Raw genomic sequence first — 25,156 nt, 5'->3', positions numbered from 1 at the left:
GCTATAAAAATAGTAGCTTCTTGCGCTTGTTAATCAAGCGCTAGAGCATGATTTGATGCTTATTTGAACTCGCGCTCGCGCAGCCACTTGGTGGCGATCCACTTCTCACCCGCAATCACCGGCGCGCCGCCGTGCAGCGTTTGGGTGGAGGGGTGGGGCCGCTCGTAGCTGAAGAACACAGCATTGCCGCGCTGGGGGGCCACTTCCAGGAATACATCGGGGAAGGTGGTGCCGCCGCCTTTTTCAGGCGTGTTGAGGTACATCACCAGCGTACCCACGCGTTGCCCACCGCGTTTGACGATGGTGGGCGTGCCGGGCTCGCTGGGGTCAAAGTAATCGTAGTGGGGCTTGTATTCGGCCCCGGGGCGGTAGTGCAGCACCTGCACGCCTTCACCGTTTTCGATGGGCCATTGCAGCAGCTTGGCAATGCGCTCTTCAATGGTCTGCACCAGGGTGCTTTCACCGCGCTGGAAGAACATGCCGTCGCTGGTGCGGTCGTCGTTCACCTCTTCGCCACCCGTCTTGGTGGCCACAGTGAGCGAGCGTGCCATGCGTGGGCTGGCGGCGGCAATCAGGGCATCGCATTCCTCTGGAGAAAGGAGGTTGCCAAACACCACCACGCGGGGTTTGGCCAGTTGCAGCAGCACTTGCACCTGGCGGTCGCCTGCGTCCAGCAGGGCAGGGGAGTCGCCCAGCAAGGGCTCGGGCACCGGCACGGCGCTGGGTTGGCCCTGTTGCACGGCCAGCTCGTTCAGGTGCTCTTGCAGCGTGGTTTCCATGGCGTCTGCGGCCACGTCCTCGTCCCAGCCTGCATCGCGCATGGACTGCAGCACCACAGGGGCCGCAAAACCCGCCTGGGCCTGCTCGATGATCCAGCGGCGCAGCTCGGGGTGATGGACTGGGCCGAGGGCTTGCGGGTGGTGGCGGTGCTGTGCTGGGCGGGGGATGGGGCCATGGTCGGGACCTCAAACGTGGACAAAACTAAACAGAGGGGCGGGTCAATCGGGCTTGCGCCGGAACACCAGGCGCTCAGGCTCGGATGCTAGCGCGTCAAAGGCATAGCCCTCCAGGTCAAAGCCTTCGAGCTGGTGCGGTGTGCTCAGCCGTTGGGTGATGGCATAGCGTGCCATCAACCCGCGTGCGCGCTTGGCGTAAAAGCTGATGATTTTGTAGGCGCCGCCTTTCCAGTCCTCAAACACGCATTCGATCACGCGGGCCTTGAGGGCCTTGCGGTCTACCGCCTTGAAGTATTCCTGCGAGGCGAGGTTGACGACCACGGGCGTGGTGTCTGAGCGCAACTGGGTGTTCAGGTGCTCGGCAATCTGGCGGCCCCAGTATTGGTACAGGGTGTTGCCCGCCTCGGTGGCCAGGCGCGTGCCCATCTCCAGCCGGTAGGGCTGCATGCGGTCCAGCGGGCGCAGCACGCCATACAGGCCGCTCAGGATCGCGACGTGGCGCTGCGCCCACTCCAGGTCGTCATGGCCCAGGCTGCGGGCTTGCAAACCCTCGTACACATCACCGTTGAAGGCCAGCACGGCTTGGCGTGAGTTGTGGGCCGTGAACTGGGGCTTCCAGGCCTGGTAGCGGGCCACATTCAGCGCCGCCAAGGGGTCGCTCAGGTCCATGAGCGAGGCAATGTCTTGCACAGACTTTTCGCGCAGCACTTCAATCAACGCGGTGGACTGGGGCACGAACTGTGGGCGTGTGTGCGGCAGGCTCTCTGGGACGGGGGTGTCGTAATCCAGTGATTTGGCGGGGACAGCAAAAACAGCATGGTGTGATGGAGGGGCAGGGTGGCTGATGGGTGGATCAGAGCGAAGCAGTGCAGGGCTTTGAACAGGTTCTTAGAGAGGCTAACAAAACTCTTCTGGCGTTGTTGTCGCGTCTTGTCGTACTGCTCGTGCTGTTCGTACTGTCTGCGACGCAGCGCCTGGCCAGAACCGCTTCGCTGAGTTTTGTTAGCCGCGCTGAGTGATCCTGCGCCATGCGCTCAACCTCTTATTTTGAGGGATGTGGGCATGGCGTGAGTACTCCTTTGGGCTGCAGCGCTTCATGCCCTGTGTTGGCGCGCTGCCCCCAAAAACAAAGGCGGCCAAGGCCGCCTTTGAGGGGTACAGCCGCGCTAGACGGCGCGGGCTGTGTGCGCCATGTGTTACGCCGCAGGAGGCTGCTCAAATGGCAGGGTCATGGCGGCCAGGTCGCGGCGGGTTTCCACCAGCACCAGCGGGCCTTCGTCCAACACCACAGCCGGTGGGCGTGCGCGGGGAACGTGCACCGGCTTGGGTTCTGCCGCAATGGCGGCCTGCACGGCAGCGACCTTGTCGCTGTCCGAGTTCACCCACTGCAGCCCTGAGGCGGTGGCCACTTGGTGCAGCGAATCCATCGGCAGCGTGTAGGACTGCACGCGGGGCATGCCCGCAGGCGCCACCGGGGCTGGTGCTGCCGAGGGCACTGTTGCGGGTTTGGCCGCAGGGGTTGCCGCTACAGGCGTTGCCACGGGGGCGGGGGGCACTTGCGCAGGGGCAGCCACTGCTGGCTCTGTCGCCGCGGGTGCCTCTGCCGCCGGGCTGCTGAAGTAGCTGCGGCGTGGTGCATCTTCGGACACGGCCGGGGCAGCGTCTGCTGCTGGGGCTGCGCTCAGTGGCTGTGCCTCTGCGGCGTTGTCACTGCCTTCACGGGGTGCACGTTCGCCACGTTCGCGGCGGTCGCGGCCGTAGCGGTCGCGGGAGCGGCGCTCACGCCGTTCTTCCGTCGCGGGCGCTGCCGGTGGGGTGGCAACCTCGTTGCCCGTCAGGTCCAGATCGGGCAGCGATGCCATGGGCGATGTGTCCACAAAGTCCATCGCTGGCGTGCTGCGCTCCTGGCCTTCGGCATTGCGCGGGCCGCGTTCACCGCGCTCGCGGCGGCCGCCCTCACCACGGTCACCGCGTTCACGGCGTGGGCCGCGTTCGCCACGTGCTGGTGCTGTGCCGGCATCAGCGCCATTGGCGTTGACGTTGGCCAGGGCTTCTGCGGGGGCCGCATTTTGCTCACCGCTCAGGGCGGCGTTGGTGCTGCGGCCTTCGGCGTCGCGGCGGCCACGGCCATCGCGACCATTGCGGCCCTCACGTGCCTCGGTGTTGCGGCCTTCGGCATTGCGGTTTTCGCCTTCTGGGCGGCGGTCTCCATCGCGCGGGGCACGGCCTTCGGCGCCGCGGTCGTTGCGGCGTCCACGGCCTTCGCTCACATTGCCGGCGGTATCGCGGTTGGCATCGCGGCCACCGTCACGGTTGCCATCGCGGGCGCCGTCACGGCTACCACGGCGGCCCCGGCCTTCGCTGCGGCCATCACGGCGCGATTCGCCGCGTCCGCTGCCGTCGCTAGGTGCTGCAGGCGCAGGCGTGGCCACCGGGGCGGTCGCAGGCGCGGCACCAAAGCCAAACAGGCTCTTGAGCCAGGCAAAGAAGCCCTTTTCTTGTGGCACAACTGCGGCGGGGGCCGGTGCTGGCGCGGCTTGTGCAGCAGTGCCGTTGCGGGGGGCGTGGCCATTGCCATTGCGGGCAGGGCGCGCAGCGCCTTCGGGGCGGGGCTCGGCCACTGGCGCGGGCGCATCGGGCAGCACACCCTTGATGACCGGGGTTTGCTTGTTGGTCGGCTCTTGCGAGCGGCGTGTCACGGCGGTGGGGTCTTCCACGTCTTCGGCCAGCTTGTAGCTCGCATCGATGTGGTCCAGGCGTGGGTCGTCGTGCTTGAGGCGCTCCAGGCGGTAGTTGGGGGTTTCCAGCGTCTTGTTGGGCACCATCAGCACGCTCACGCGCTGCTTGAGTTCGATCTTGGCGATCTCGGTGCGCTTTTCGTTGAGCAGGAACGAGGCCACTTCCACTGGCACCTGGCAGTGCACGGCGGCCGTGTTGTCCTTCATCGACTCTTCCTGAATGATCCGCAGGATCTGCAGGGCCGACGATTCGGTGTCACGGATGTGGCCTGCGCCGCCGCAGCGTGGGCAGGGGATGGAGGAGCCTTCGCTCAAGGCAGGCTTGAGGCGCTGGCGGCTCATTTCCATCAGGCCGAACTTGCTGATGGTGCCGAACTGCACGCGGGCGCGGTCTTGGCGCAGTGCGTCGCGCAGGCGGTTTTCCACTTCGCGGCGGTTCTTCGACTCTTCCATGTCGATGAAGTCGATCACGATCAGGCCGCCCAGGTCGCGCAGGCGCATCTGGCGGGCCACTTCGTCGGCTGCTTCCAGGTTGGTGCGGGTGGCGGTTTCCTCGATGTCGCCGCCCTTGATGGCGCGGGCCGAGTTCACGTCCACGCTGACAAGCGCTTCGGTGTGGTCGATCACGATGGCGCCGCCCGAGGGCAGTTGCACGGTGCGGGCGTAGGCCGATTCGATCTGGTGCTCGATCTGGAAGCGGCTGAACAGGGCGGCGTCGTCGCGGTAGCGCTTCACGCGGGCGGCATGCTCGGGCATGACGTGCGCCATGAACTGCTGCGCCTGTTCGTAGATGTCGTCGGTATCGATGAGGATGTCACCGATGTCGTTGTTGAAGTAGTCGCGGATCGCGCGGATCACCAGGCTCGATTCCTGGTAGATCAGGAAGGCACCCTTGCCACCCTTGGCTGCGCCGTCGATGGCGTTCCACAGCTTGAGCAGGTAGTTCAGGTCCCACTGCAGCTCGGGCGCGGTGCGGCCAATGCCAGCGGTGCGCGCGATGATGGACATGCCGTTGGGGTATTCCAACTGGTCCATCGCCTCCTTGAGCTCGGCGCGGTCCTCGCCCTCGATGCGGCGCGAAACGCCACCGCCACGGGGGTTGTTGGGCATCAGCACCACATAGCGGCCGGCCAGCGAGACGAAAGTGGTCAGGGCCGCGCCCTTGTTGCCGCGTTCTTCCTTTTCGACCTGGACCAGCAGCTCCTGGCCTTCCTTGATCACTTCATTGATGCGCGCCTGGCTGGGCGAGACACCGGGGTGAAGTAGCTGCGCGAGATTTCCTTGAAGGGCAGGAAGCCGTGGCGGTCTTCGCCGTAGTCCACAAAACAGGCTTCCAGCGAAGGCTCGACGCGCGTGACGACGGCCTTGTAGATGTTGCCCTTGCGCTGTTCGCGCCCTTCGATTTCGATTTCGTAGTCGAGGAGCTTTTGTCCGTCGACGATGGCCAGGCGGCGTTCTTCGGGCTGCGTGGCGTTGATGAGCATCCGCTTCATGATGCGATTCCTTCTCGTTGTTTCGCGGACAGCAGCGGCACAGCTCAGTTGCTGTAGCGGGCTGCCACCCACAGTTCCAAACCAATGACAAGCTCTATAGGAGCCGTAAATGCCTGGACTGACGGATCGAAACGAAGGGAATTGCCGGGGATGACTCAGGCTGCCGAGGGTGAACTCAGCACGGGAGGCAAGGGCGCTTGGATGGGGGCGAGTGAGAATGGCGCAGATTTGCTACAAATTTAATAGCTTCTTGCGCTTGCTGGCGGGGCGCTGCGGGCAATTGGACGTGCAGGGCCAGGGGCAAGTGCCGCCGCCACAAAGTCATCATCCATGCCATCAACAACCACATGCTCGCTTCGATCCACCGGCAGACCTGTCCCTGGTAGGGTGCATCTGCCGGCTTGGGGGATTCCGTATCAGTGTTTCAATTTGTCAGCCCGCCGACTGCCGCCCAGGCCATTGCAGGCATCTGGCCCGCAATCTGCGTGTGCGACACCCGCTGGCATCGACCTGCCTGCGCTAGTAGCATGGCTGAGTGGACTAAACTCCAGACAAATCAACCACTTACAAAACAACGCGCAGGTGAAACACATTATAGGGGGCAAACCACCGCTGGACCGGGCCCCGGCTTCCAACCCTCCTGCAGTCCGTATGGTCGAAGTCGATGAGGATTCGGCGGGGCAGCGGCTTGATAACTTTTTGATACGCCACCTCAAAGGGGTACCGAAAACCCACGTCTATCGCATCATCCGCAGCGGCGAGGTGCGCATCAATAAAGGCCGCGCCAGTGCCGACACCCGGGTGGAGTCTGGTGATGTGGTGCGCCTGCCGCCGGTGCGGGTGTCGGACAAAGTGGCCGAGAAGGCCGAGCGGCCCGCGCCCGCGCGTGAATTCCCCATTCTTCTGGAAGATGAGCATGTGCTCGCTATCGACAAGCCCGCCGGTGTGGCGGTGCATGGCGGCAGCGGCGTGAGCTTTGGCGTCATCGAGCAACTGCGCCAGGCACGCCCCCAGGCCAAGTTGCTGGAGCTGGTGCACCGACTGGACCGCGAAACCTCCGGTATCCTGCTGGTGGCTAAGAAGAGGTCTGCGCTCACTCACTTGCAAGACCAGTTCAGGGAGCGGGAGACTGGCAAAACCTACCTGGCGCTGGTCACGGGTCCATGGACGGCCAGCAACAAGGTGATCGACTTGCCACTGCACAAATACCTGCAGGCCGATGGCGAGCGCCGGGTGCGTGTCACCACGGTCGATGACCCCGACGGGATGCGTTCCATTACTTTGGTCAAGGTGCGCCAAGCGGTGCCTGCGCGGCCCTTGCAAGGCTTGCCTGCAATGACGTTGCTGGAGGTCACCATCAAGACCGGTCGCACGCACCAGATCCGGGTCCACTTGGCCAGCCAGGGCCATCCCATAGTGGGTGACGACAAATATGGCGACTTTGACCTGAACAAGCGGTTGCACAGACTGGGGCTCAAGCGCATGTTTTTGCATGCGTGGCGGTTACAGTTCAGCCACCCTGCCAGCGCGGAGCGTGTGACATTGAACGCCCCTCTGCCCCCTGAACTGGCAGACTTCATCCCCTCTGCTTGATTGCCTCGCCATGCCGTCCCAAGTCCGTTCGCGCCGCTTTGACCTGATCGCTTTTGATTGGGATGGCACCTTGTACGACTCCACCGCCATCATCGTGCGCTCCATCCAGGAGGCTGTGCGCGATGTGGGCGGCACGGTGCCATCGGACAAGGAAGCGGCCTATGTGATCGGCATGGCCCTGATGCCCGCCTTGGCGCATGCCGCACCGGATGTGCCGCCTGAAAAATACACCGAGCTGGGCAACCGCTACCGGTTTCACTACCTGCAGCACCAGGACGATTTGAGCTTGTTCGATGGCGTGTTGCCCATGTTGTCGGCCCTGCGCGAGCGTGGTCACCTGCTGGCCGTCGCCACCGGAAAAAGCCGCCGTGGCCTTGATGAGGTTTTGCAGGCCGTGGATTTGCGCGGGGTGTTTGATGGCTCGCGCACTGCTGACCAGACGGCGGGCAAGCCCCATCCTTTGATGCTGAAGGAGTTGATGGCAGAGTTTGATGTGCCCCCTGAGCACTTGCTGATGATTGGCGATACCACCCACGACCTGCAGATGGCCCAGAACGCAGGCTGCGCCAGCGTCGGTGTCAGCTATGGCGCCCACGAACCCGATGCGTTCCATGCGCTGCAACCGCTGTATGTGGCGCATTCGGTGGCGCAGTTGCACGAGTGGCTGCAGCAGGAGGCTTGAGGCGTGCTGCAGTCTTGCTTTTATCTCTCGCCACTGCCCAGGAGCGCCGCCTTTGTCTGAGCAGGCTGTTTTGTTGTGTGGCAGCGCAGAGCTGTGCGATGGGGGCATGGCCGTGCCGTTTGATGTGCAGTATGCGGGCCAGGTTTGCCGCGCATTTGCCATTCGGTACCAGGGTGTGGTGCATGCCTACCTGAACCGCTGCACCCATGTGCCCATGGAAATGGACTACCAGCCCAACCGTTTGTTTGATGACACAGGTCAATGGTTGTTGTGTGCCACGCACGGTGCTGCTTATTTGCCCAGCACTGGCCAGTGTGCTGGCGGGCCTTGTAGGGGCGGGCTGGTGAAAATTGCCTTGTCCGAGGCCGGTGGCCAGGTGCACTGGCATACTGCGCACAACCTGCAGCCGGTGGCGTTTTAGGGGTTGCTCCCAGGTGCCTTGTTCTGTTCTATTTCCCTGTTTTGTTGCTTGTTTTCTCTGTCCGCAGCGCTGTGCCGGGCCTGTTTCTGGGCCCGGGGTGTCTGCGGGAGGCTTTGAATGACTGATCCACAAAATCCCTCTTCCAATCATCCTGGCAGTGCTCAGGATTCTTTGCCCGCTTCTGATCTGTGGGCTACCCAGGCTGCCGCAGCTGCGCCATCCTCAAGCCCCGGTGGTGCCCCCCGTGCCACGCCGCCTGCCGAGCCTGGCTGGGAGCGTGCGGTGCTGGAAAAGCTCGCGTTGGCCGCGTTGACAGAGCAGCGTGCCGCCCGGCGCTGGAAGATTTTCTTTCGCTTTGCCTGGTTGCTCCTGGTGCTCGCCATTTTTGGCGGCGCGATGATGCAGGCTGCCCCGAGTGCCAATAAGAGCGCCCCCCATACGGCGGTGGTGGACATCAAGGGCGAAATCGCTTCAGGTGCTGAGGCCAGTGCCGAGTTCGTGGTGGCTGCCATGCGCAGCGCCTTCGAGGACGAGGGCTCCAAGGCCGTGGTGTTGTTGATCAACTCTCCGGGTGGCAGCCCGGTGCAGGCGGGCATCATCAATGACGAAATCCTTCGCCTCAAGGCCAAATACAACAAGCCTGTGTATGCAGTGGTTGAGGAGACCTGTGCCTCGGCGGCGTATTACATTGCTGCGGCAGCGGACGAAATCTTTGTGGACAAGGCCAGCATCGTGGGCAGCATTGGCGTGCTGATGGACGGTTTTGGTTTCACCGGCACGATGGAAAAACTGGGGGTGGAGCGCCGATTGCTCACGGCGGGTGAAAACAAGGGCTTTTTGGACCCTTTCAGCCCCCAGACGGAGCAACAGCGTGCGTACGCACAGGCCATGCTCAATCAGATCCATCAGCAGTTCATCGCCGTGGTGAAGTCGGGGCGCGGTGATCGGCTCAAGCCCACGCCCGAGACCTTCAGTGGCTTGTTCTGGACGGGCCAGCAGGCTGTGGAGATGGGCTTGGCGGACAAGCTGGGCAACCTCGACTATGTGGCCCGTGAAGTCGTCAAGGCGGAAGACATCATCGACTACACCCGCCGTGACAATGTGGCTGAGCGTTTGGTGAAGCGCTTTGGCGCGGCGATGGGGTATGGCGCAGCCAAGGCAGCCACTGCCATTGCGGCGCCGCAGCTGCGATAGTTGGGTGCGTCGCTGCCGCCTCGCTAGCGACGCTGCCAGTGGTGGTTTTCGAATCTGAACCCCCGGTTGCCTGTGTGGTAGCCGGGGGTTTTGCTTTGGCGTATCGGTTGGGGCGGCGTGGTGGCTGGCCTGCGCTTATCTGCCGATTAAGAACACGGTGGGCGTACGGTTGTCCACGGGCGCTGTTTTTTGGCGCCATTGCTTGACCGGCTGGCTGTGTATTTGGGATGTTTCCAGCGTTAGCCCAGCGGCCATGGCCAGTCGGGTGTTGGTTTGCAGGGTCTGGGTCAGGGCTTGCCACAGGGCGGCATTGCGGTAGGGGGTTTCAATGAACACCTGCGTTTGCCCTGTTTTCAGCGCGATGGATTCGAGCTCCTTCATGCGCTGCGCGCGCTCCGGCCCGCTTTGGGGCAAGTAGCCCACAAAAGCAAAGTTTTGCCCGTTCATGCCGCTGGCAGCCAGGGCCAGCAGTAAGGAGACGGGGCCTACCAGTGGCACCACGGCAATGCCCAGATCGTGTGCGGCACGCACAATGGACGAGCCTGGGTCTGCCACAGCAGGCATCCCCGCTTCGCTGACCAGGCCAATGTCGTGCCCTTGCAGTGCGGCCGACAGGAGAGGGCGGGCGTCAAATACGGGGGCGCCTTTGTCTCCATGGTCTCCCTTTTTGTGCACTTCGCGCGGTAACTCTGTAATTTGCTGGGCTTGAACCGGGACTGCGAGGGGTTCCAGCGCATCAACGCGTTTGAGGTATGCCCGGGTACTTTTGGCGTTCTCGCAAATCCAGTGGTTGAGCCGTGCGGCTTGCAGGATGGTGGATTGCGGCAGAACCTCTTGCAGGGGGGCTTGTGCGTCGCAGCCAAAGTCGAGTGGCGCTGGGACCAGATAAAGCCGACCCAGCGCGGCGTTAGTCGATGGTGTGCTGGCGACGGGTGCTGGCGACTGGCTCATGGCAGCACCAACCCTGCAGCGCGCAGCATGCGGCAGGTTCGAATCAGCGGCAGCCCGATCAAGGCGGTGGGATCGTCGCTCACGATGGCATCCAACAGGCTGATGCCCAGGCCTTCGCTTTTGGCGCTGCCAGCGCAGTCGTAAGGCTTTTCGGCCTGCAGGTAACGCTCGATTTCGTCTGGGTCGAGGGTTCTGAATTTGACTTCCACTGCAGCCAGGTCTACTTGTTGAAACCCGCTGCTGGCGCACACCACGGCCACTGCGGTTTGGAACACCACCGTCTGGCCGCTCATGGCTTGCAGTTGCAGGGTGGCTTTTTCATGGGTACCGGGCTTGCCCAGGGGTTCTCCCGCCAGATCGGCCACTTGGTCTGACCCAATGACGATGGCTTGCGGGTGCAGCAGTGCTACGGCCTGCGCTTTGGCCAGTGCCAGCCGCAAAGCCAGTGCGCGAGGGGCTTCGTTGGCTTGCGGGGTTTCATCGACATGGGGGGCGGCCACGTCAAAGGCGATGTTCAGGCGCGAGAGCAGCTCGCGCCGGTAGGGCGAGGTGGAGCCCAATACCAGAGGGCGTGGCAGGGTGGGGGATTGATGCATGCGCTGATTCTCTTACACTGCCGCCATGACCAAGGAATTCTCTCCGGACCGGCTTGACATCAAGGCTTTCGCGCAGGCGGGAGGTCAGCTGTCAGGTCACGACTCGCTTCTGAAATATGAGCGCTTGGCGCAAGAGGCCAAAGGCTTGCACCCGGATTTGCTCGTCGACTGGAAGGTGGCTGGTGAAGTGCGTACCGAGCTGGGGGGTACGGGCCAAGTCTGGTTGCATCTGGCGGTGCACGCCAGCTTCCCGATGGAATGCCAGCGGTGCATGACACCTGTGGATGTGCCTCTGGATGTGGAGCGCTCGTTCCGATTTGTGGCTGATGAGGCCACCGCCGAAGCCCTGGATGACGATTGCGATGAGGACTTGCTGGCACTGAGCCGGGAGTTTGACTTGCGTGAGTTGATTGAAGATGAGTTGCTGATGGCCTTGCCTGTGGTGCCAAAGCATGATGAGTGCCCAAGCTCGGTCCCTCTGGCATCGTCGGACGAGGACTTTGAGGCCGCGAACTCAGAAAAGCCCAACCCCTTTGCAGCGCTCGCCTCGCTGCGAAAAGACGAAAAAGGGACATGATTTATTGTTTGGGTTATAATCGAGGGCTTCTCGCGAATCCCCCTCGTGTCTTATTGGGCTGATCGCGTTTTTACCAACCCTATTCAAGACCAGGAGCCATCATGGCAGTTCAGCAAAACAAAAAGTCCCCTTCCAAGCGCGGTATGCACCGCTCGCACAATGCACTGAATGTGCCAGGCATTGCTGTGGAACCTACCACTGGTGAAACCCACCTGCGTCACCACATCAGCCCTAACGGTTTCTACCGTGGCCGCCAAGTGCTGAAGAACAAGTCTGAAGCCTAATTTCAGCACCCATCAAGGCCCGCAACTACTTTGTGTAGTGCGGGCCTTTGTTTTGATCGTCGTATTTTTCTTTCAGCCAAAGCCGTTGGCTGGACAAGTCGCCCATGATCACACTGGCTGTTGACTGCATGGGGGGCGACCATGGCCCCCGCGTCACGCTCGCGGCGTGTCGCCAGTTTCTAGATTCCCACCCCCAAGCCCGTTTGCTGCTGGTCGGCTTGCAGGAGAGTCTCCAATCGTTCTCGCACGAGCGGGCCAGTGTTGTGCTGGCCTCTGAAGTGGTCGCCATGGATGACCCTGTGGAAGTGGCTTTGCGCAAGAAGAAAGATTCTTCCATGCGCGTGGCCATTCAGCAGGTCAAGGATGGAGCGGCCGCTGCGGCTGTGTCCGCGGGCAACACGGGTGCCTTGATGGCGATCGCTCGCTACATCTTGAAAACCCTGGATGGCATTGACCGCCCTGCCATTGCGACCCAGCTGCCCAATGCACAAGGTGGTGCCACCACGGTGCTGGATTTGGGGGCCAATGTGGATTGCTCGGCCGAGCATCTGTTGCAATTCGCTGTCATGGGGTCTGCGCTGGTGTCAGCCCTCCAGGACGGAGGGGAGCCCACTGTGGGCTTGCTCAATATTGGTGAGGAAATCATCAAAGGCAGCGAAGTCATCAAAAAAGCAGGTGAATTGCTGCGATCTGCGGCCAGTTTGGGTGATCTGAACTTCTACGGCAACGTGGAAGGCAATGACATCTTCAAGGGTACCGTTGACATCGTGGTGTGTGACGGCTTTGTCGGCAACGTTGCGTTGAAAGCCAGCGAAGGCGTAGCTTCCATGGTGGTGGGTGGGCTCAAAAATGAGTTTTCTCGCAATATTTTCACCAAAGCTGCAGCCATCGTTGCTTATCCTGTTTTAAAAGCTTTGATGAAGCGCATTGACTACCGCCGCTACAACGGTGCGGCCCTTTTGGGGCTGCGCGGGCTGGTGTTCAAGAGCCATGGATCGGCGGACGTGCTGGCTTTCGAGCAGGCTTTGAACCGGGCGTATGATGCAGCCCGCAACAACCTGCTCGACCGTGTCCGGACCCGGATTGCGCATGCGGCGCCCCTCCTGGCCCCCGCTGATGTACAAGCCAAGGCCGGTGTTTCGGCGACGACACATTGATGAGACGTTATTCCCGCATCACCGGCACAGGCAGCTACCTGCCTCCACGCCGATTGACCAACGCTGATCTGGTGGCTGAATTGGGCCAGCGTGGTATTGAAACCTCTGATGAATGGATTGTGGAGCGCACGGGCATCCGAGCGCGGCACTTTGCTGAGCCGGACGTCGCCAGCAGCGACCTGGGGCTTGAGGCTGCACGCCAAGCCTTGGAGGCTGCGGGTGTGCAGCCCCAAGACATTGACTTGATCATTGTGGCGACCTCCACGCCAGACATGGTGTTCCCGTCCACGGCTTGCATCTTGCAGAACAAGTTGGGTGCCAATGGTTGCCCCGCGTTTGATGTGCAAGCGGTTTGCAGCGGCTTCGTGTACGCGCTGTCGGTGGCTGACGCGATGATCCAGTCGGGCGCAGCCAGCCGTGCGCTGGTGGTGGGTGCCGAGGTTTTCAGCCGCATTCTCGACTTCAATGACCGCACCACTTGTGTCTTGTTTGGTGATGGTGCTGGGGCGGTGGTGCTGGAGGCTTCTGACAAGCCTGGCATTCTGGCCAGCGACTTGCACGCCGATGGCAAGCATGTGGGCATTCTTTGCGTTCCTGGCAATGTGTCTGGCGGACACATATTGGGTGACCCTGTCTTGAAGATGGATGGTCAAGCGGTGTTCAAGCTGGCGGTGGGTGTGCTGGAGAAGGCGGCCCATGCGGTGCTGCAAAAAGCCGGTCTGGCAGAAGCCGACATCGACTGGTTGATTCCCCATCAGGCCAACATCCGCATCATGCAGGGCACGGCCCGCAAGCTGAAGCTGTCCATGGACAAGGTGGTGGTGACGGTGGATCAGCATGGCAACACCTCGGCCGCTTCTATTCCCTTGGCGCTCGATCATGCGGTGCGCAATGGCCAGGTGACCGCCGGGCAGACGGTGCTGCTTGAAGGGGTGGGCGGCGGATTTACCTGGGGTGCAGTGCTATTGAAAATGTAGCTGCTAGCGCTTTATTGATGCGCGCTATAGGCTATTTTTATCTGGATATTGCAGAGCTATGAAATCATTCGCATTTGTTTTTCCTGGACAAGGCTCGCAGTCAGTGGGCATGCTGGATGCCTGGGGCGACCACCCGGCGGTGCAGCAAACGCTGCGCGAGGCCTCCGATGCCTTGGGTGAAGATGTGGGGCGTCTTATTCATGAAGGTCCCAAGGAATCCTTGGCATTGACCACCAACACGCAGCCTGTGATGCTCGTGGCGGGTGTGGCCGCTTGGCGTGTGTGGTGCGCAGCGGGTGGGGCCAAGCCATCGGCGCTGGCGGGCCATTCGTTGGGCGAGTATTCGGCTTTGGTGGCGGCAGGTGTGTTGACTTTGGCGCAAGCAGCGCCGCTGGTGCGGCTGCGTGCGGCGGCGATGCAAGAGGCTGTGCCTGTTGGGGTGGGGGGCATGGCGGCCATTTTGGGGCTGGAAGCCTCCAAGGTCATTGCAGGCTGCGCTGAGGCTGTGGTGGTGTTGGGTAGCGGCGAGGTGGTGGAGGCTGTCAATTTCAATGATCCTGCCCAAACCGTGATTGCTGGCACCAAGGTGGGCGTGGACAAGGCCTGTGAGCTTCTCAAGGCAGCTGGTGCCAAGCGCGCCTTGCCATTGCCGGTGTCTGCCCCTTTCCATTCCAGCCTGATGAAGCCTGCTGCGCAGAAGCTGCGCCTGGCTTTGGACGGCTTGGCATTGGCTGAGCCGCAGATTCCCGTGGTCAACAACATTGATGTGGCCGTCTGCACTGATGCGGGACAGATCCGTGATGCCCTCTATCGCCAGGCCTTTGGTCCTGTGCGCTGGGTGGAATGTGTGCAGGCGTTGAAAGCGCGCGGCGTTACGCATGTGGTGGAAGCGGGCCCTGGCAAGGTGCTGGCCGGTTTGACCAAGCGCATCGATGCCGAGTTGACGGGCGTGCCCCTGTATGACCCAGCCACCCTGGCTGAAGCGATGGAGATTGTGAAATGACGAATTCGGTAAAAGCAGTGCAGGTGGCCTTGGTGACGGGTGCCTCTCGCGGCATTGGCGCTGCCATTGCCCTGGAGTTGGCCGTGCGTGGCTATCAAGTGGTGGGAACCGCTACGACCGATGAAGGCGCTGCCCGTATTGGCCAGGCGCTGGCGGCTTACCCCGGTTGCCGTGGTGCCAACTTGAATGTCAATGACGTGGCTGCTGTCGAGGCGCTCATGGATGGCATCGTCAAGCAGCAAGGCGGCTTGCATGTACTGGTGAACAACGCGGGTATTACCCGTGACACGCTGGCCATGCGCATGAAGGACGAGGACTGGGATGCTGTGCTCGACACCAATTTGAAGGCAGTCTTTCGCGTGAGCCGGGCGGCCATTCGTCCGATGATGAAGCAGCGTTTTGGCCGCATCATCAGCATCACCAGTGTGGTTGGTGCTTCGGGCAATCCAGGGCAGGCCAACTATGCTGCCGCCAAGGCCGGTGTGGCTGGCATGACGCGTGCACTGGCCCGTGAACTGGGCAGCCGCAACATCACTGTCAACTGCGTGGCACCCGGTTTCATCGAGACCGACATGACCTCCGTGTTGCCCGAAGAACAGCAAAAAGCCCTCAATGCCCAGATCCCGTTGGGCCACATGGGCAAGCCGCAAGACATCGCACACGCAGTGGCCTACCTGGCCTCGAATGAAGCTGGCTATGTGACGGGGCAGGAGTTGCACGTCAATGGCGGCATGTACATGTAATTGAGACAAGTTAACGCCGCTTTATCCCGACGGCGGGCTGATGAGGAGGGAATCTCCTTACCAGCTAGAATCGCGGATTCATTCACAACCCCCAGAGGGAAACCATGAGCGATATCGAAGCACGCGTCAAAAAAATCATTGCCGAACAACTCGGAGTGGAAGAGTCCCAAGTCACCAACGAAAAGTCTTTCGTGGCTGACCTCGGCGCAGACTCCCTCGACACCGTGGAACTGGTGATGGCACTGGAAGACGAGTTCGGCATCGAGATCCCCGACGAAGACGCGGAAAAGATCACCACGGTGCAAAACGCCATCGACTACGCCAACAATCACCAGAAGGCCTGAGCGGCGCCCTGCGCCTGACTCAAGCGATCAGTAGAAGGTTTTCACGCATGAGCCGTCGTCGCGTTGTCGTGACCGGCCTGGGTTGCGTCAGCCCCGTGGGTAACACGGTGGCCGATGCCTGGGCCAACATCCTTGCCGGCAAGTCCGGCATTGACCTCATTACCAAGTTCGATGCGTCGAATTTTTCCTGCCAGATTGCAGGCGAGGTCAAGGGATTGGACCTGGAGTCCTACATCAGCGCCAAAGATGCGCGTGCGATGGACTCCTTCATTCATTTTGGTATCGCAGCAGCAGCGCAGGCTGTGCAGGATGCGGGTTTGCCTACGGGCGAGGCGCTCGATGAAGAGTTTGCCACCCGCATTGCCTGTGTGATTGGTTCTGGCATCGGCGGTTTGCCGCTGATAGAAAACACCCACGTCGAGTACGCCAGCCGGGGTCCTCGTCGTATCACGCCATTCTTTGTGCCTGCCTCCATCATCAATATGGTGGCTGGGCATGTGTCGATGCGTTTTGGTTTCAAGGGCCCTAACCTGGCTGTGGTGACCGCATGTACGACGGGCTTGCACTGCATTGGAGAAGCCGGTCGCATGATCGAATACGGCGACGCTGATGTGGTGGTGGCCGGTGGTACAGAGTCCACGGTGTCTCCGCTGGGCATTGGCGGCTTTGCTGCCATGCGCGCCTTGTCCACCCGCAACGATGACCCTAAGACGGCCTCGCGCCCCTGGGACAAAGACCGCGATGGTTTTGTGTTGGGTGAAGGCGCTGGTGTGATGGTGCTGGAAGAGTACGAACACGCCAAGGCACGTGGAGCAAAAATCTACGCGGAGTTGACAGGCTTTGGCATGAGTGCTGATGCAGGGCACATGACTGCTCCCAGCATGGATGGGCCACGCCGCGCCATGCTCAATGCGTTGCGCAATGCGGGCATCAATGCCGATCAGGTGGATTACCTCAACGCCCACGGCACCTCAACCCCGCTGGGTGATTTGAACGAAACGAATGCCATCAAGGCTGCTTTGGGTGACCATGCGCGCCACACGGTGGTCAGCTCGACCAAGTCGATGACCGGGCACTTGCTCGGCGGCGCGGGTGGCATCGAAAGTGTTTTCACGGTGCTTGCGCTGTACCATCAAAAGGCGCCACCGACGATCAACATCTTTAACCAGGATCCTGAGTGTGATCTGGATTACTGTGCCAATACGGCGCGTGACATGAAGATCGACATTGCTCTCAAGAACAACTTTGGTTTTGGGGGCACCAACGGCTCGCTGGTTTTCAAGCGGGTTTGATGCACGGATACAAGCTACGTTGCGCTGAGCGCTTGGTGGCCTTAGGGTGGATATCCCATGTTTTTGATGTGGGATGTCTGCCCTTTTGTCTTTTGGGGGTGCAGTTGCGAAAGCTTCAGCGGCCTTCGCAGGGGTGGTTGAGCCTGGGTTCGTTGGGTTTGCCCTGTGGCCGCTCCTGCATTGGCCTGCTGCGACTGCCTTTTTTACGCCCAAACAACAGCCGTCCCGGGATGCCATGATGGCCTCTGTCAAATATACGGCTCCAGCTGTGCGCTACCCTTTTGCAAGGAGTGCCGCATTGGGCTGGCTTTGCGTGTGGCTGGCTGTGGTTTCCGGTGGTGGGGTTGCTTGGTATGCAGCGAGTGTGTGGACTGCAGGGGGTCGCGGTGTCTTTGCCCTGGTGGCGATTGTGGGCTGGGTGATCGCGGCTTTGGGTGCTTTGGAGTACTGGCGCCGGTCTCCGCATGGCTTGTTGGCCTGGAACGGGCAAGTTTGGGCCTTACAAGTTGCCGATTCGGAGCAGGTGGGGGTGTCTGAGGACGACGCAGCCTTGCGGCAGGCGCCCGCCGTTATTCTGGATTGGCAGTACACGCTGTGGATCCTGGTGTACAGGGATGGCCATGCTCCGCTTTGGTTGTGGCTTGAACGCTCGCAGCGCCCTGAACGCTGGGGTGATTTGCGCCGTGCGGTATATTCGCCCGCCATGCAGGCAGCCCCCACGGCTGTCCAATCTACCGAGGCGCCAAGCCGAGAGCCCTAAGGCGTGATTTCTGAGTGCCCATGAATGTAACCCCGCCTTCCCTTCCTGCAGACAGCGATCTCCAACTGGTGGAGCGCACGGTTGCAGGTGACCAGCGAGCCTACGAGCTGCTGGTCATCAAATACCAAAGGCGCATCGAGCGCCTGATCGGCCGGATGGTGCGCGACACAGATCTGGTGCAGGACATCGCGCAGGAGACCTTCATCCGGGCTTATCGGGCGCTGCACCAGTTTCGGGGGGATGCCCAGTTTTACACTTGGCTCTACCGCATTGCTGTGAACACCGCCAAAAAGGCGTTGATGGACATGAAACGCAATCCGGTCATCTCCGAGAACGCCCTCAGAGGCGGAGACGATGAGGATGAAACTTCCCGCGTTGACAATGAACTAACCACCGAAGAAACGCCAGAAACCGTTTTGGCTGCACAGGAAATTGCACGGGTGGTGAATGCCGCTATGGAGGCTTTGCCTGAGGATTTGCGGCAGGCTGTGACGCTGCGCGAGATTGAGGGGCTGAGCTACGAAGAAATTTCGCTGGCGATGAATTGCCCTATTGGCACGGTTCGGTCCCGGATTTTTCGGGCCCGTGAGGCGATTTCTGCGAAAGTGCGCCCGCTGTTGGACAAACAGTCTGGCAAGCGGTGGTGACTGGGGCATGGCTGCGCCTCTTTCCTTTTTTCCGCGAGATTGCGGCTGGGCGAGGTTGCTTTGGTCGGGTGCGGAAGAAGACGATACCGAAGTGTGCAGATCTGTATGTGTGGGGGCTGGTTAGACAGGTGACATCATGGACAAAGATTTGAATCAGTGCGAGCAGTTGTCGGCGTTAATGGATGGTGAGCTCGAAAGCGAGGCCTTGGCTGAGGCCCTGCGCTTGGCCCACGGTGAAGAGAGCCAAGCCACGTGGGAGCTCTACCATCTGGTGGGAGATGTGTTGCGCTCGCCTGAATTGGCTGCGCACGCATCGAGCCCTTTGCTCGGGCGCTTGCGGGAGCAACTGGCCCAGGAGCCTGCCGCTGCACGTGTGCCTTTGGTATTGCAATCTGAATCGCCGGTGGTGTCTGTCCATGTGCCGCAGCACGCAGCCAATGCGTCGGTGTTTCGCTGGAAGATGGTGGCCGGTATTGCGTCGATGGCTGCGGTCGCCGCCATCGGTTGGAATTCTGTTGAAGCCTTGAGGGGCGGCGGCGCGCAATTGGCTTCTGCTCCAGTTGCGCCACCGGCTTCGGTGGTGGCCGTTTCGGAAGGGGCTGGGCAGCCTGTGATGTTGCGCGACCCACGCCTGGACGAGCTGTTGCAAGCCCACAAACAATTCGGTAGCACTTCGGCTCTTCAGATGCCTGCGGGCTTTTTGCGCAATGCCACTTTTGAAGAGCCTTCTCGGTAACTCGCCTTGGCTGGTGCAGGGGAGGTCTCTCTTCTGTGTTTCGCAAGCCTCCGTGGATCGAATGGCTGGCCTTTGGGGGCGTGTCGCAGTTCTTGCGCTCACCTTGGGATGGGGTGTGCCCATGGCAGTGGCTGCGGAGTCTTCTGCATCTGCTGCTCCCTTGCCTTCGGCGCAAGCCGTATCAGTGGACCTTGATGTCGCGCAATGGATGGCTCACATGCGAGGGGCTGCGTGTCGGCGCTCGTATGTGGGTACTTTTGTTGTGATCTCGGCCACAGGGGCCATGTCCAGTTCCCGCATTGCCCACGCTTGTGATGGGAGTTTGCAAGTGGAGCGTGTGGAAACCTTGTCGGGTGTGCCGCGCACCGTATTTCGGCGCAACGGTGAGGTCAGGACCTTCTTTGCATCGTCGCGCACCGTGCGCACGGATCGCAGTGACACTCCAGCCTTGTTTCCACAGCCTTCCGTAGTGGCGGGCACCAAGCTCTCACAGTTCTACGCTGTGCAGCGTTTGGGACTGGAGCGTGTGGCTGGACGGAGTGCGGACGTGCTGTGGCTCAAGCCTCAAGACGATCTGCGGCTGGGCTACCGCATTTGGGCGGACCAGGAAACGGGGCTGGTCATGAAGCTGCAAACCTTGTCGCCCAACGCCAAGGTGATGGAGCAGGCTGCGTTCTCGGAAATTGACTGGAATGCCAGTGTGAAAGCGGAAGACCTGTCACGCGCGATGGACGCTGTGGACGGATTCCAGCGCGTGTCACCTGAGGTACGCAAGACCTCTGCCCAGGAAGAGGGGTGGGTATTGCGCCAGCCGGTGGAGGGCTTTGTTCCTGTCCAATGCTATCGGCGCACACTGTCTGTAGAGGCCGGTGCACGCAGTGTCTTGCAGTGCCTGTACTCTGACGGCCTAGCGTCTGTATCGCTGTTCATGGAGCCCATGGACGCTACGCGGCACGGTGGTGTGGCGGTGCAGGAGGTCAGCATGGGGGCAACCCAGATGCTGGCGCGCAGAGCAGGTGAAGACACCTGGCTGACCATCGTGGGAGAAGTCCCGCGCAAGACGCTGCACCTTTTCTCTAAGCACTGGGAGCGGTCGCGCTGACCCGTTTCGGTGAACGTGTCTGCCGGTGTATTCACTCGTCTGCCGAGTGTGCCGCCTGTATCGGTCTTCTGTTTTAAAAAATCGGCTCCCAAATCAGCCCGTGTTTGGGAACCTATTCGCTTGGGTGCTCTTCAGAGATGCATTCGTGATTGGTAATTGTTACCTCGATTTGAAAGGCCCATGATGTCTACTCTGGATTGGAAGTTGCTGCGTTCTGTTGCCTTGGCTGGTGTGTTCACTGGTCTGTCTGGGCTGACGGCGTTGGTGCCTGTCTCCGCTGCTGCGCAATCAGCGGTGGTGCGTGGCCTGCCAGACTTTACGGAACTTGTAGAGCTGGCGGGTCCCTCGGTGGTCAATATCCGCACCACCGAGAAAGCCTCAGCCCGCTCTGGGGCGGGAGCGATGGACGAAGAGATGGCGGAATTCTTCAAGCGCTTCGGTGTGCCTATTCCCAACGCGCCGCGCCAGCAGCGCCCCCAGCAAGATGAGCAGCCACGCGGTGTGGGCTCGGGGTTCATTCTCACGGCCGACGGCGTTGTGATGACCAATGCGCATGTGGTCGAAGGGGCCGATGAAGTGATCGTGACCCTCGCAGACAAACGGGAGTTCAAGGCGAGGATCGTGGGCGCCGACAAGCGCACGGACGTGGCTGTGGTCAAAATTGAGGCCAGTGGTTTGCCTGCGGTGAAGGTGGGTGATGTCAGCCGCCTGAAGGTCGGCGAGTGGGTGATGGCGATTGGCTCTCCGTTTGGTCTGGAGAACACGGTCACGGCAGGCATCGTGAGTGCCAAGCAGCGTGATACGGGTGACTACCTGCCATTCATTCAGACCGATGTGGCGATCAATCCTGGCAATTCTGGCGGGCCGCTGATCAACATGCGCGGAGAGGTGGTGGGCATCAACAGCCAGATTTACTCGCGCTCTGGGGGGTTTATGGGGATTTCATTTGCTATCCCCATGGATGAGGCGATGCGAGTGAGCGAGCAACTGCGTGCCTCCGGCCGCGTGACGCGTGGGCGTATTGGCGTGCAGATTGGCCCCGTGACCAAGGACGTGGCTGAGTCTCTGGGCCTGGGCAAGGCGCAAGGTGCGTTGGTGACGGGGGTGGAGTCGGGCTCGCCAGCGGAAAAAGCCGGTGTCGAGGCGGGAGACATCATCATCCGCTTTGAGGGCAAGGCGATTGAAAAAGTGGCCGATCTGCCTCGCTTGGTGGGTAACACCAAACCGGGTAGCAAGAGCAGCTTGACGGTGTTTCGTCGCGGGCAAAGCCGTGACCTTGCTGTCACCATTGCCGAGATTGAGCCAGACAAAGTGGCAGTGAAAACGACGGACCGTGAGGAGCGCGCCAAGGCTTCTTCGGCTGGGCAGCAGGTGGGGTTGACGGTGACGGAGTTGCCGGACGCTCAAAAGAAGGAACTCAAGCTCAAGGGCGGTGTTTTGGTTTCGGCCGCTGTCGATGGCGCTGCCAGGGCTGGCTTGCGTGAGGGTGACATCATCCTGGCAATCGCCAATACCGAGGTGTCTGGCGTGAAGGACTTTGATGCCATCTTGGGCAAGGTCGACAAGAGCAAAACCTTGAGTGTGTTGTACCGCCGTGGGGAGTGGGCGCAATACGCGCTGATTCGCCCTGCGCCAGCCCGTTGAATTGGATGATGGCTGTGCGCCTGCGGGGATATGCCGCGGCAAGTCAAGCCATTGCACGCTCTCAAAATGGTCTGAAAGTTAGTTGTCACCAACTTAAAATTTGTGCAATTACCGATTTCGATAGAATAGAGCCCGCTCTCAGCGCTTGAATGCATATCGGCGAGGTCTTCCTCCACGATACGGTATGCATGAAAGCCATTCACAGCTGTTCCACAGCTCGCCCACATGTTGTGCACCAATTAAGCGGCGATGTTGTGGATAAACTGTGTGTAAGTATTTTGTTGCAACGTGGCAACGACCCCCGCATGCGGTGGAGCGGGCTGTTTGGTATGGCCTTTTTGCCTACAATGAAGCTCCAACCATCGCAGTTGCCAATGATTGTTGGTTCAGGGCGCGTCGCCATTCGACGCGCCCTTTTTTCTTGTGCGCGCCTTTCTCATCCCATTATTTGACGCTTTTCGTTGATGAATCACATCAGAAATTTCTCCATCATTGCGCACATCGACCATGGTAAGTCGACGCTGGCAGACCGCTTGATCCAGCGTTGCGGCGGGCTTGCTGAGCGCGATATGGAGGCCCAGGTCCTGGACTCCATGGACATTGAAAAGGAACGCGGGATCACGATCAAGGCACAGACTGCGGCGCTGCAATACAAGGCCAAGGATGGACAGGTCTATAACCTTAACCTGATCGACACGCCCGGGCATGTGGACTTCTCGTACGAAGTGAGTCGCTCCCTGTCTGCGTGCGAGGGCGCGTTGCTGGTGGTCGATGCATCGCAGGGGGTTGAGGCCCAGACGGTGGCCAACTGCTACACCGCGCTGGAGCTGGGCGTAGAGGTGCTTCCTGTTCTGAACAAGATGGATCTGCCCAACGCTGATCCTGACAACGCCAAGGCAGAGATCGAGGATGTCATCGGCATTGATGCTGCGGACGCTATCCCTTGTTCCGCGAAAACGGGTTTGGGCATTGAAGAAATCCTGGAGCTGATCGTCGCCAAGGTGCCTGCCCCCAAGGGCAACCCCACGGGCCCTTTGCGCGCCATGATCATTGACAGCTGGTTCGACCCCTATGTCGGGGTTGTGATGCTGGTGCGTGTTGTGGACGGCCGCTTGGCCAAGGGTGAACGCTTCAAGATGATGGCCACGGGGGCTGTGTACAACGCGGACAACCTGGGTGTATTCACACCGGCCAACCTGGCCTTGGAAGCGCTGGAGGCCGGGCAGGTGGGTTACATCATTGCGGGCATCAAAGAACTGCAGGCCGCAAAGGTGGGGGACACCATCACCCTGGAAAAAAAGCTGCCCAACAACGCCGGACCTGCGACAGAAGCCCTGCCGGGTTTCAAGGAAATCCAGCCCCAGGTGTTTGCTGGTCTGTATCCCACCGAAGCGAGCGAGTACGACTCCTTGCGCGATGCGCTGGAAAAACTCAAGCTCAACGATGCCTCGCTGCACTATGAGCCCGAAGTCAGCCAGGCTTTGGGTTTTGGCTTCCGATGCGGCTTCCTGGGCCTGTTGCATATGGAAATCGTGCAGGAGCGTCTGGAGCGCGAGTTTGATCAGGACCTGATCACCACGGCCCCCAGCGTGGTCTACCAAGTGGTCAAGGCCGATGGTGAAGTCATCATGGTCGAGAACCCCTCCAAGATGCCTGACCAGGGGCGTCTGGAGGAAATTCGCGAGCCCATCGTCACTGTGCACCTGTACATGCCGCAGGACTACGTGGGGCCCGTGATGACGCTGGCCAATCAAAAGCGCGGCGTGCAAATGAACATGGCCTACCACGGGCGGCAGGTGATGTTGACGTACGAAATGCCTTTGGGCGAAATCGTGCTCGACTTCTTCGACAAGCTCAAATCGGTGTCGCGCGGTTATGCGTCCATGGACTACGAGTTCAAGGAGTACCGCGCCTCGGATGTGGTGAAGGTGGACATCCTGCTCAATGGCGAGAAGGTGGACGCTTTGTCCATCATCGTGCACCGCTCACAGTCGCAATACCGCGGCCGTGCGGTGGTGGCCAAGATGCGCGAAATCATCAGTCGCCAGATGTACGACGTGGCCATTCAGGCGGCCATCGGTGCCAACATCATTGCGCGCGAGACCATCAAGGCCCTGCGCAAGAACGTGCTGGCCAAATGTTACGGTGGCGACATCAGCCGCAAGCGCAAGCTGCTCGAAAAGCAGAAGGCCGGTAAGAAGCGGATGAAACAGATTGGCTCGGTGGAGGTGCCCCAAGAGGCGTTTCTGGCCATTTTGCAGGTGGAAGATTAATGCGGTTCATGCAAACTCTCACGTCGCTGATTTTGGCGGCTTTTGCCGGGTACATCGGTGCTTGGTATTTTGGTGCGCTGGAAGGCAACTTTGCCTTGCTGCTGTTTTTGGCCACCGTTGTGACGGGGGCCTATTGGCTGGGCGAACGCTTTTACTTTTTGCCCCAGCGCCGCAAGGCTGCGCAAGCCATCGAAGATGCCGCTGTGCAGCGCCGGGCCGAGCTGGACCGCATGGGCATCCAGAAGGTGGATGTGGACGCCGAAGAAGCCAAGGGCCGCATCCTTATGCAGCCCTGGTGGCTGGACTGGACCGCAGGCCTGTTCCCCGTCATCGTGGCCGTGTTTGTGTTGCGCTCCTTTCTGTTTGAGCCGTTCAAGATTCCTTCGGGCTCCATGATTCCGACCTTGCGGGTGGGCGACCTGATCCTTGTGAACAAGTTCACCTACGGCGTGCGTTTGCCGGTCATTCACACCAAGATCACCGAGGGCAACAAGCCCGCACGCGGTGATGTGCTGGTGTTCCGTTACCCTCCACAGCCTACGCTTGACTACATCAAGCGTGTGGTGGGCGTGCCGGGGGACGAGGTAGCCTATCTGAACAAGCGCTTGACCATCAATGGCAAGCCCGTGCAGACCGCTGCCCAGCCTGACTTTCTGGAAGAAGAAAGCATGCGCTACTTCAAGCAGTTTGAAGAGCAACTGGGCGCGCAACCGCATCGACTTATCAACAACCCTGAAGCTCCTGCATTTGTGCAAGGTGCCAGCAATTTTGCCTACCGCGAAAACTGCCGCTACAGTGTGGAGGGTGTGGTTTGCAAGGTGCCTGAAGGCCACTATTTCATGATGGGCGACAACCGCGATAACTCCCTGGACTCCCGCTATTGGGGGTTTGTGCCTGAAGGCAATATCGTGGGCAAGGCGTTTTTCGTGTGGATGAACTTTGGCGACTTCAAGCGCATTGGGCCGTTTCACTGAGCAGGCCAGTGGCCGTATA

At 60.6% G+C, this 25,156-nt stretch carries 21 protein-coding genes and 3 pseudogenes; 19 read left to right on the top strand and 5 right to left on the bottom strand.

Annotation, left to right across the window (positions count from 1 at the left end; all coding sequences use genetic code 11):
- Window positions 1-59: 59 nt before the first annotated feature.
- The 3 pseudogenes from EAG14_RS16730 to EAG14_RS16720 form a co-directional block, all read right to left on the bottom strand.
- Window positions 60-955 (bottom strand): annotated as a pseudogene (locus tag EAG14_RS16730) (2OG-Fe(II) oxygenase).
- A gap of 43 nt (window positions 956-998) precedes the next feature.
- Window positions 999-1,774: pseudogene (yaaA, locus tag EAG14_RS16725) on the bottom strand (peroxide stress protein YaaA).
- Window positions 1,775-2,152: 378 nt separating this feature from the next.
- A pseudogene (locus tag EAG14_RS16720) lies at window positions 2,153-5,187 on the bottom strand (ribonuclease E/G).
- 582 nt (window positions 5,188-5,769) lie between these two features.
- On the opposite strand from EAG14_RS16720, the gene EAG14_RS16715 reads away from it, so the two are divergent.
- From EAG14_RS16715 to EAG14_RS16700, 4 genes are all read left to right on the top strand, one after another.
- Window positions 5,770-6,780 (top strand): RluA family pseudouridine synthase, encoded by a 1,011-nt coding sequence (locus EAG14_RS16715; RefSeq protein ID WP_121729547.1) that lies wholly within the window; start codon window positions 5,770-5,772, stop codon window positions 6,778-6,780.
- A 10-nt stretch (window positions 6,781-6,790) separates the two neighbouring features.
- Window positions 6,791-7,462 (top strand): HAD family hydrolase, encoded by a 672-nt coding sequence (locus EAG14_RS16710; RefSeq protein ID WP_121729546.1) that lies wholly within the window; start codon window positions 6,791-6,793, stop codon window positions 7,460-7,462.
- Between the two features lie 52 nt (window positions 7,463-7,514).
- Window positions 7,515-7,883 carry a Rieske (2Fe-2S) protein gene (locus tag EAG14_RS16705; protein ID WP_369827673.1) on the top strand — a complete coding sequence of 123 codons (369 nt, stop codon included), beginning with the start codon at window positions 7,515-7,517 and terminating at the stop codon, window positions 7,881-7,883.
- A gap of 117 nt (window positions 7,884-8,000) precedes the next feature.
- On the top strand, window positions 8,001-9,077 hold the full coding sequence (locus tag EAG14_RS16700; protein ID WP_121729545.1) for a S49 family peptidase: 1,077 nt from the start codon (window positions 8,001-8,003) through the stop codon (window positions 9,075-9,077).
- A gap of 135 nt (window positions 9,078-9,212) precedes the next feature.
- Here the strand turns inward: EAG14_RS16700 and EAG14_RS16695 are convergent, their stop codons facing one another.
- On the bottom strand, window positions 9,213-10,028 hold the full coding sequence (locus EAG14_RS16695) for an SAM-dependent methyltransferase (protein ID WP_121729544.1): 816 nt from the start codon (window positions 10,026-10,028) through the stop codon (window positions 9,213-9,215).
- The gene (locus EAG14_RS16690) at window positions 10,025-10,624 is read right to left on the bottom strand and encodes a Maf family nucleotide pyrophosphatase (protein WP_121729543.1); all 600 of its coding nucleotides are present in this window, start codon (window positions 10,622-10,624) and stop codon (window positions 10,025-10,027) included. Before EAG14_RS16690 ends, EAG14_RS16695 begins: the two co-directional genes overlap by 4 nt.
- Before the next feature lie 25 nt (window positions 10,625-10,649).
- On the opposite strand from EAG14_RS16690, the gene EAG14_RS16685 reads away from it, so the two are divergent.
- The 15 genes from EAG14_RS16685 to lepB all read left to right on the top strand — a co-directional run bounded on the left by EAG14_RS16685 (window position 10,650) and on the right by lepB (window position 25,137).
- Window positions 10,650-11,201, top strand: a complete 552-nt coding sequence (locus tag EAG14_RS16685; RefSeq protein ID WP_099740221.1) for a DUF177 domain-containing protein — start codon at window positions 10,650-10,652, stop codon at window positions 11,199-11,201.
- Between the two features lie 101 nt (window positions 11,202-11,302).
- Window positions 11,303-11,485, top strand: coding sequence for a 50S ribosomal protein L32 (rpmF, locus tag EAG14_RS16680; RefSeq protein ID WP_005794249.1), 183 nt, complete (start codon window positions 11,303-11,305; stop codon window positions 11,483-11,485).
- A gap of 104 nt (window positions 11,486-11,589) precedes the next feature.
- Window positions 11,590-12,642 (top strand): phosphate acyltransferase PlsX, encoded by a 1,053-nt coding sequence (gene plsX, locus EAG14_RS16675; protein WP_099658149.1) that lies wholly within the window; start codon window positions 11,590-11,592, stop codon window positions 12,640-12,642.
- Window positions 12,642-13,619, top strand: a complete 978-nt coding sequence (locus EAG14_RS16670; RefSeq protein WP_121729542.1) for a beta-ketoacyl-ACP synthase III — start codon at window positions 12,642-12,644, stop codon at window positions 13,617-13,619. Before plsX ends, EAG14_RS16670 begins: the two co-directional genes overlap by 1 nt.
- Before the next feature lie 58 nt (window positions 13,620-13,677).
- On the top strand, window positions 13,678-14,622 hold the full coding sequence (fabD, locus tag EAG14_RS16665; protein WP_121729541.1) for an ACP S-malonyltransferase: 945 nt from the start codon (window positions 13,678-13,680) through the stop codon (window positions 14,620-14,622).
- Window positions 14,619-15,365 (top strand): 3-oxoacyl-ACP reductase FabG, encoded by a 747-nt coding sequence (gene fabG, locus EAG14_RS16660; protein WP_121729540.1) that lies wholly within the window; start codon window positions 14,619-14,621, stop codon window positions 15,363-15,365. The genes fabD and fabG overlap by 4 nt, the downstream gene beginning before the upstream one ends.
- Window positions 15,366-15,469: 104 nt before the next feature.
- The gene (gene acpP / locus EAG14_RS16655) at window positions 15,470-15,709 is read left to right on the top strand and encodes an acyl carrier protein (protein ID WP_044397886.1); all 240 of its coding nucleotides are present in this window, start codon (window positions 15,470-15,472) and stop codon (window positions 15,707-15,709) included.
- A gap of 47 nt (window positions 15,710-15,756) precedes the next feature.
- Window positions 15,757-17,001: a beta-ketoacyl-ACP synthase II gene (fabF, locus tag EAG14_RS16650; protein WP_099658153.1), complete on the top strand. Its 1,245-nt coding sequence runs from the start codon at window positions 15,757-15,759 to the stop codon at window positions 16,999-17,001.
- Window positions 17,002-17,781: 780 nt separating this feature from the next.
- Window positions 17,782-18,408 (top strand): RNA polymerase sigma factor RpoE, encoded by a 627-nt coding sequence (gene rpoE / locus EAG14_RS16640; protein WP_099658155.1) that lies wholly within the window; start codon window positions 17,782-17,784, stop codon window positions 18,406-18,408.
- Window positions 18,409-18,544: 136 nt separating this feature from the next.
- Window positions 18,545-19,144: a sigma-E factor negative regulatory protein gene (locus EAG14_RS16635; protein WP_121729538.1), complete on the top strand. Its 600-nt coding sequence runs from the start codon at window positions 18,545-18,547 to the stop codon at window positions 19,142-19,144.
- Between the two features lie 61 nt (window positions 19,145-19,205).
- On the top strand, window positions 19,206-20,246 hold the full coding sequence (locus EAG14_RS16630) for a MucB/RseB C-terminal domain-containing protein (protein WP_371414369.1): 1,041 nt from the start codon (window positions 19,206-19,208) through the stop codon (window positions 20,244-20,246).
- Between the two features lie 180 nt (window positions 20,247-20,426).
- Window positions 20,427-21,890: a DegQ family serine endoprotease gene (locus EAG14_RS16625; protein WP_371414368.1), complete on the top strand. Its 1,464-nt coding sequence runs from the start codon at window positions 20,427-20,429 to the stop codon at window positions 21,888-21,890.
- Between the two features lie 188 nt (window positions 21,891-22,078).
- The gene (locus EAG14_RS22900; RefSeq protein WP_162996021.1) at window positions 22,079-22,342 is read left to right on the top strand and encodes a hypothetical protein; all 264 of its coding nucleotides are present in this window, start codon (window positions 22,079-22,081) and stop codon (window positions 22,340-22,342) included.
- Between the two features lie 12 nt (window positions 22,343-22,354).
- Complete coding sequence (lepA, locus tag EAG14_RS16620; RefSeq protein WP_099740228.1) at window positions 22,355-24,163, top strand: translation elongation factor 4; 1,809 nt, start codon at window positions 22,355-22,357, stop codon at window positions 24,161-24,163.
- Window positions 24,163-25,137: a signal peptidase I gene (gene lepB / locus EAG14_RS16615; protein ID WP_099658158.1), complete on the top strand. Its 975-nt coding sequence runs from the start codon at window positions 24,163-24,165 to the stop codon at window positions 25,135-25,137. Before lepA ends, lepB begins: the two co-directional genes overlap by 1 nt.
- Window positions 25,138-25,156: the final 19 nt, after the last annotated feature.

It is taken from the genome of Acidovorax sp. 1608163 (assembly GCF_003669015.1).
Classification (GTDB): domain Bacteria; phylum Pseudomonadota; class Gammaproteobacteria; order Burkholderiales; family Burkholderiaceae_C; genus Acidovorax.
Note: the sequence above shows the minus strand (reverse complement) of the source record. Positions and strands in the feature narration are given on the sequence as shown.

What these genes read in the sequence shown, in the direction of transcription:
- EAG14_RS16710 (WP_121729546.1), top strand. Translation starts at nt 6,791, where the DNA reads ATGCCGTCCCAAGTCCGTTCGCGCCGCTTTGACCTGATCGCTTTTGAT.
- EAG14_RS16700 (WP_121729545.1), top strand. Translation starts at nt 8,001, where the DNA reads ATGACTGATCCACAAAATCCCTCTTCCAATCATCCTGGCAGTGCTCAG.
- EAG14_RS16695 (WP_121729544.1), bottom strand. Translation starts at nt 10,028, where the DNA reads ATGAGCCAGTCGCCAGCACCCGTCGCCAGCACACCATCGACTAACGCC.
- EAG14_RS16690 (WP_121729543.1), bottom strand. Translation starts at nt 10,624, where the DNA reads ATGCATCAATCCCCCACCCTGCCACGCCCTCTGGTATTGGGCTCCACC.
- EAG14_RS16685 (WP_099740221.1), top strand. Translation starts at nt 10,650, where the DNA reads ATGACCAAGGAATTCTCTCCGGACCGGCTTGACATCAAGGCTTTCGCG.
- rpmF (WP_005794249.1), top strand. Translation starts at nt 11,303, where the DNA reads ATGGCAGTTCAGCAAAACAAAAAGTCCCCTTCCAAGCGCGGTATGCAC.
- plsX (WP_099658149.1), top strand. Translation starts at nt 11,590, where the DNA reads ATGATCACACTGGCTGTTGACTGCATGGGGGGCGACCATGGCCCCCGC.
- EAG14_RS16670 (WP_121729542.1), top strand. Translation starts at nt 12,642, where the DNA reads ATGAGACGTTATTCCCGCATCACCGGCACAGGCAGCTACCTGCCTCCA.
- fabD (WP_121729541.1), top strand. Translation starts at nt 13,678, where the DNA reads ATGAAATCATTCGCATTTGTTTTTCCTGGACAAGGCTCGCAGTCAGTG.
- fabG (WP_121729540.1), top strand. Translation starts at nt 14,619, where the DNA reads ATGACGAATTCGGTAAAAGCAGTGCAGGTGGCCTTGGTGACGGGTGCC.
- acpP (WP_044397886.1), top strand. Translation starts at nt 15,470, where the DNA reads ATGAGCGATATCGAAGCACGCGTCAAAAAAATCATTGCCGAACAACTC.
- fabF (WP_099658153.1), top strand. Translation starts at nt 15,757, where the DNA reads ATGAGCCGTCGTCGCGTTGTCGTGACCGGCCTGGGTTGCGTCAGCCCC.
- rpoE (WP_099658155.1), top strand. Translation starts at nt 17,782, where the DNA reads ATGAATGTAACCCCGCCTTCCCTTCCTGCAGACAGCGATCTCCAACTG.
- EAG14_RS16635 (WP_121729538.1), top strand. Translation starts at nt 18,545, where the DNA reads ATGGACAAAGATTTGAATCAGTGCGAGCAGTTGTCGGCGTTAATGGAT.
- EAG14_RS16630 (WP_371414369.1), top strand. Translation starts at nt 19,206, where the DNA reads ATGGCTGGCCTTTGGGGGCGTGTCGCAGTTCTTGCGCTCACCTTGGGA.
- EAG14_RS16625 (WP_371414368.1), top strand. Translation starts at nt 20,427, where the DNA reads ATGATGTCTACTCTGGATTGGAAGTTGCTGCGTTCTGTTGCCTTGGCT.
- EAG14_RS22900 (WP_162996021.1), top strand. Translation starts at nt 22,079, where the DNA reads ATGAAAGCCATTCACAGCTGTTCCACAGCTCGCCCACATGTTGTGCAC.
- lepA (WP_099740228.1), top strand. Translation starts at nt 22,355, where the DNA reads ATGAATCACATCAGAAATTTCTCCATCATTGCGCACATCGACCATGGT.
- lepB (WP_099658158.1), top strand. Translation starts at nt 24,163, where the DNA reads ATGCGGTTCATGCAAACTCTCACGTCGCTGATTTTGGCGGCTTTTGCC.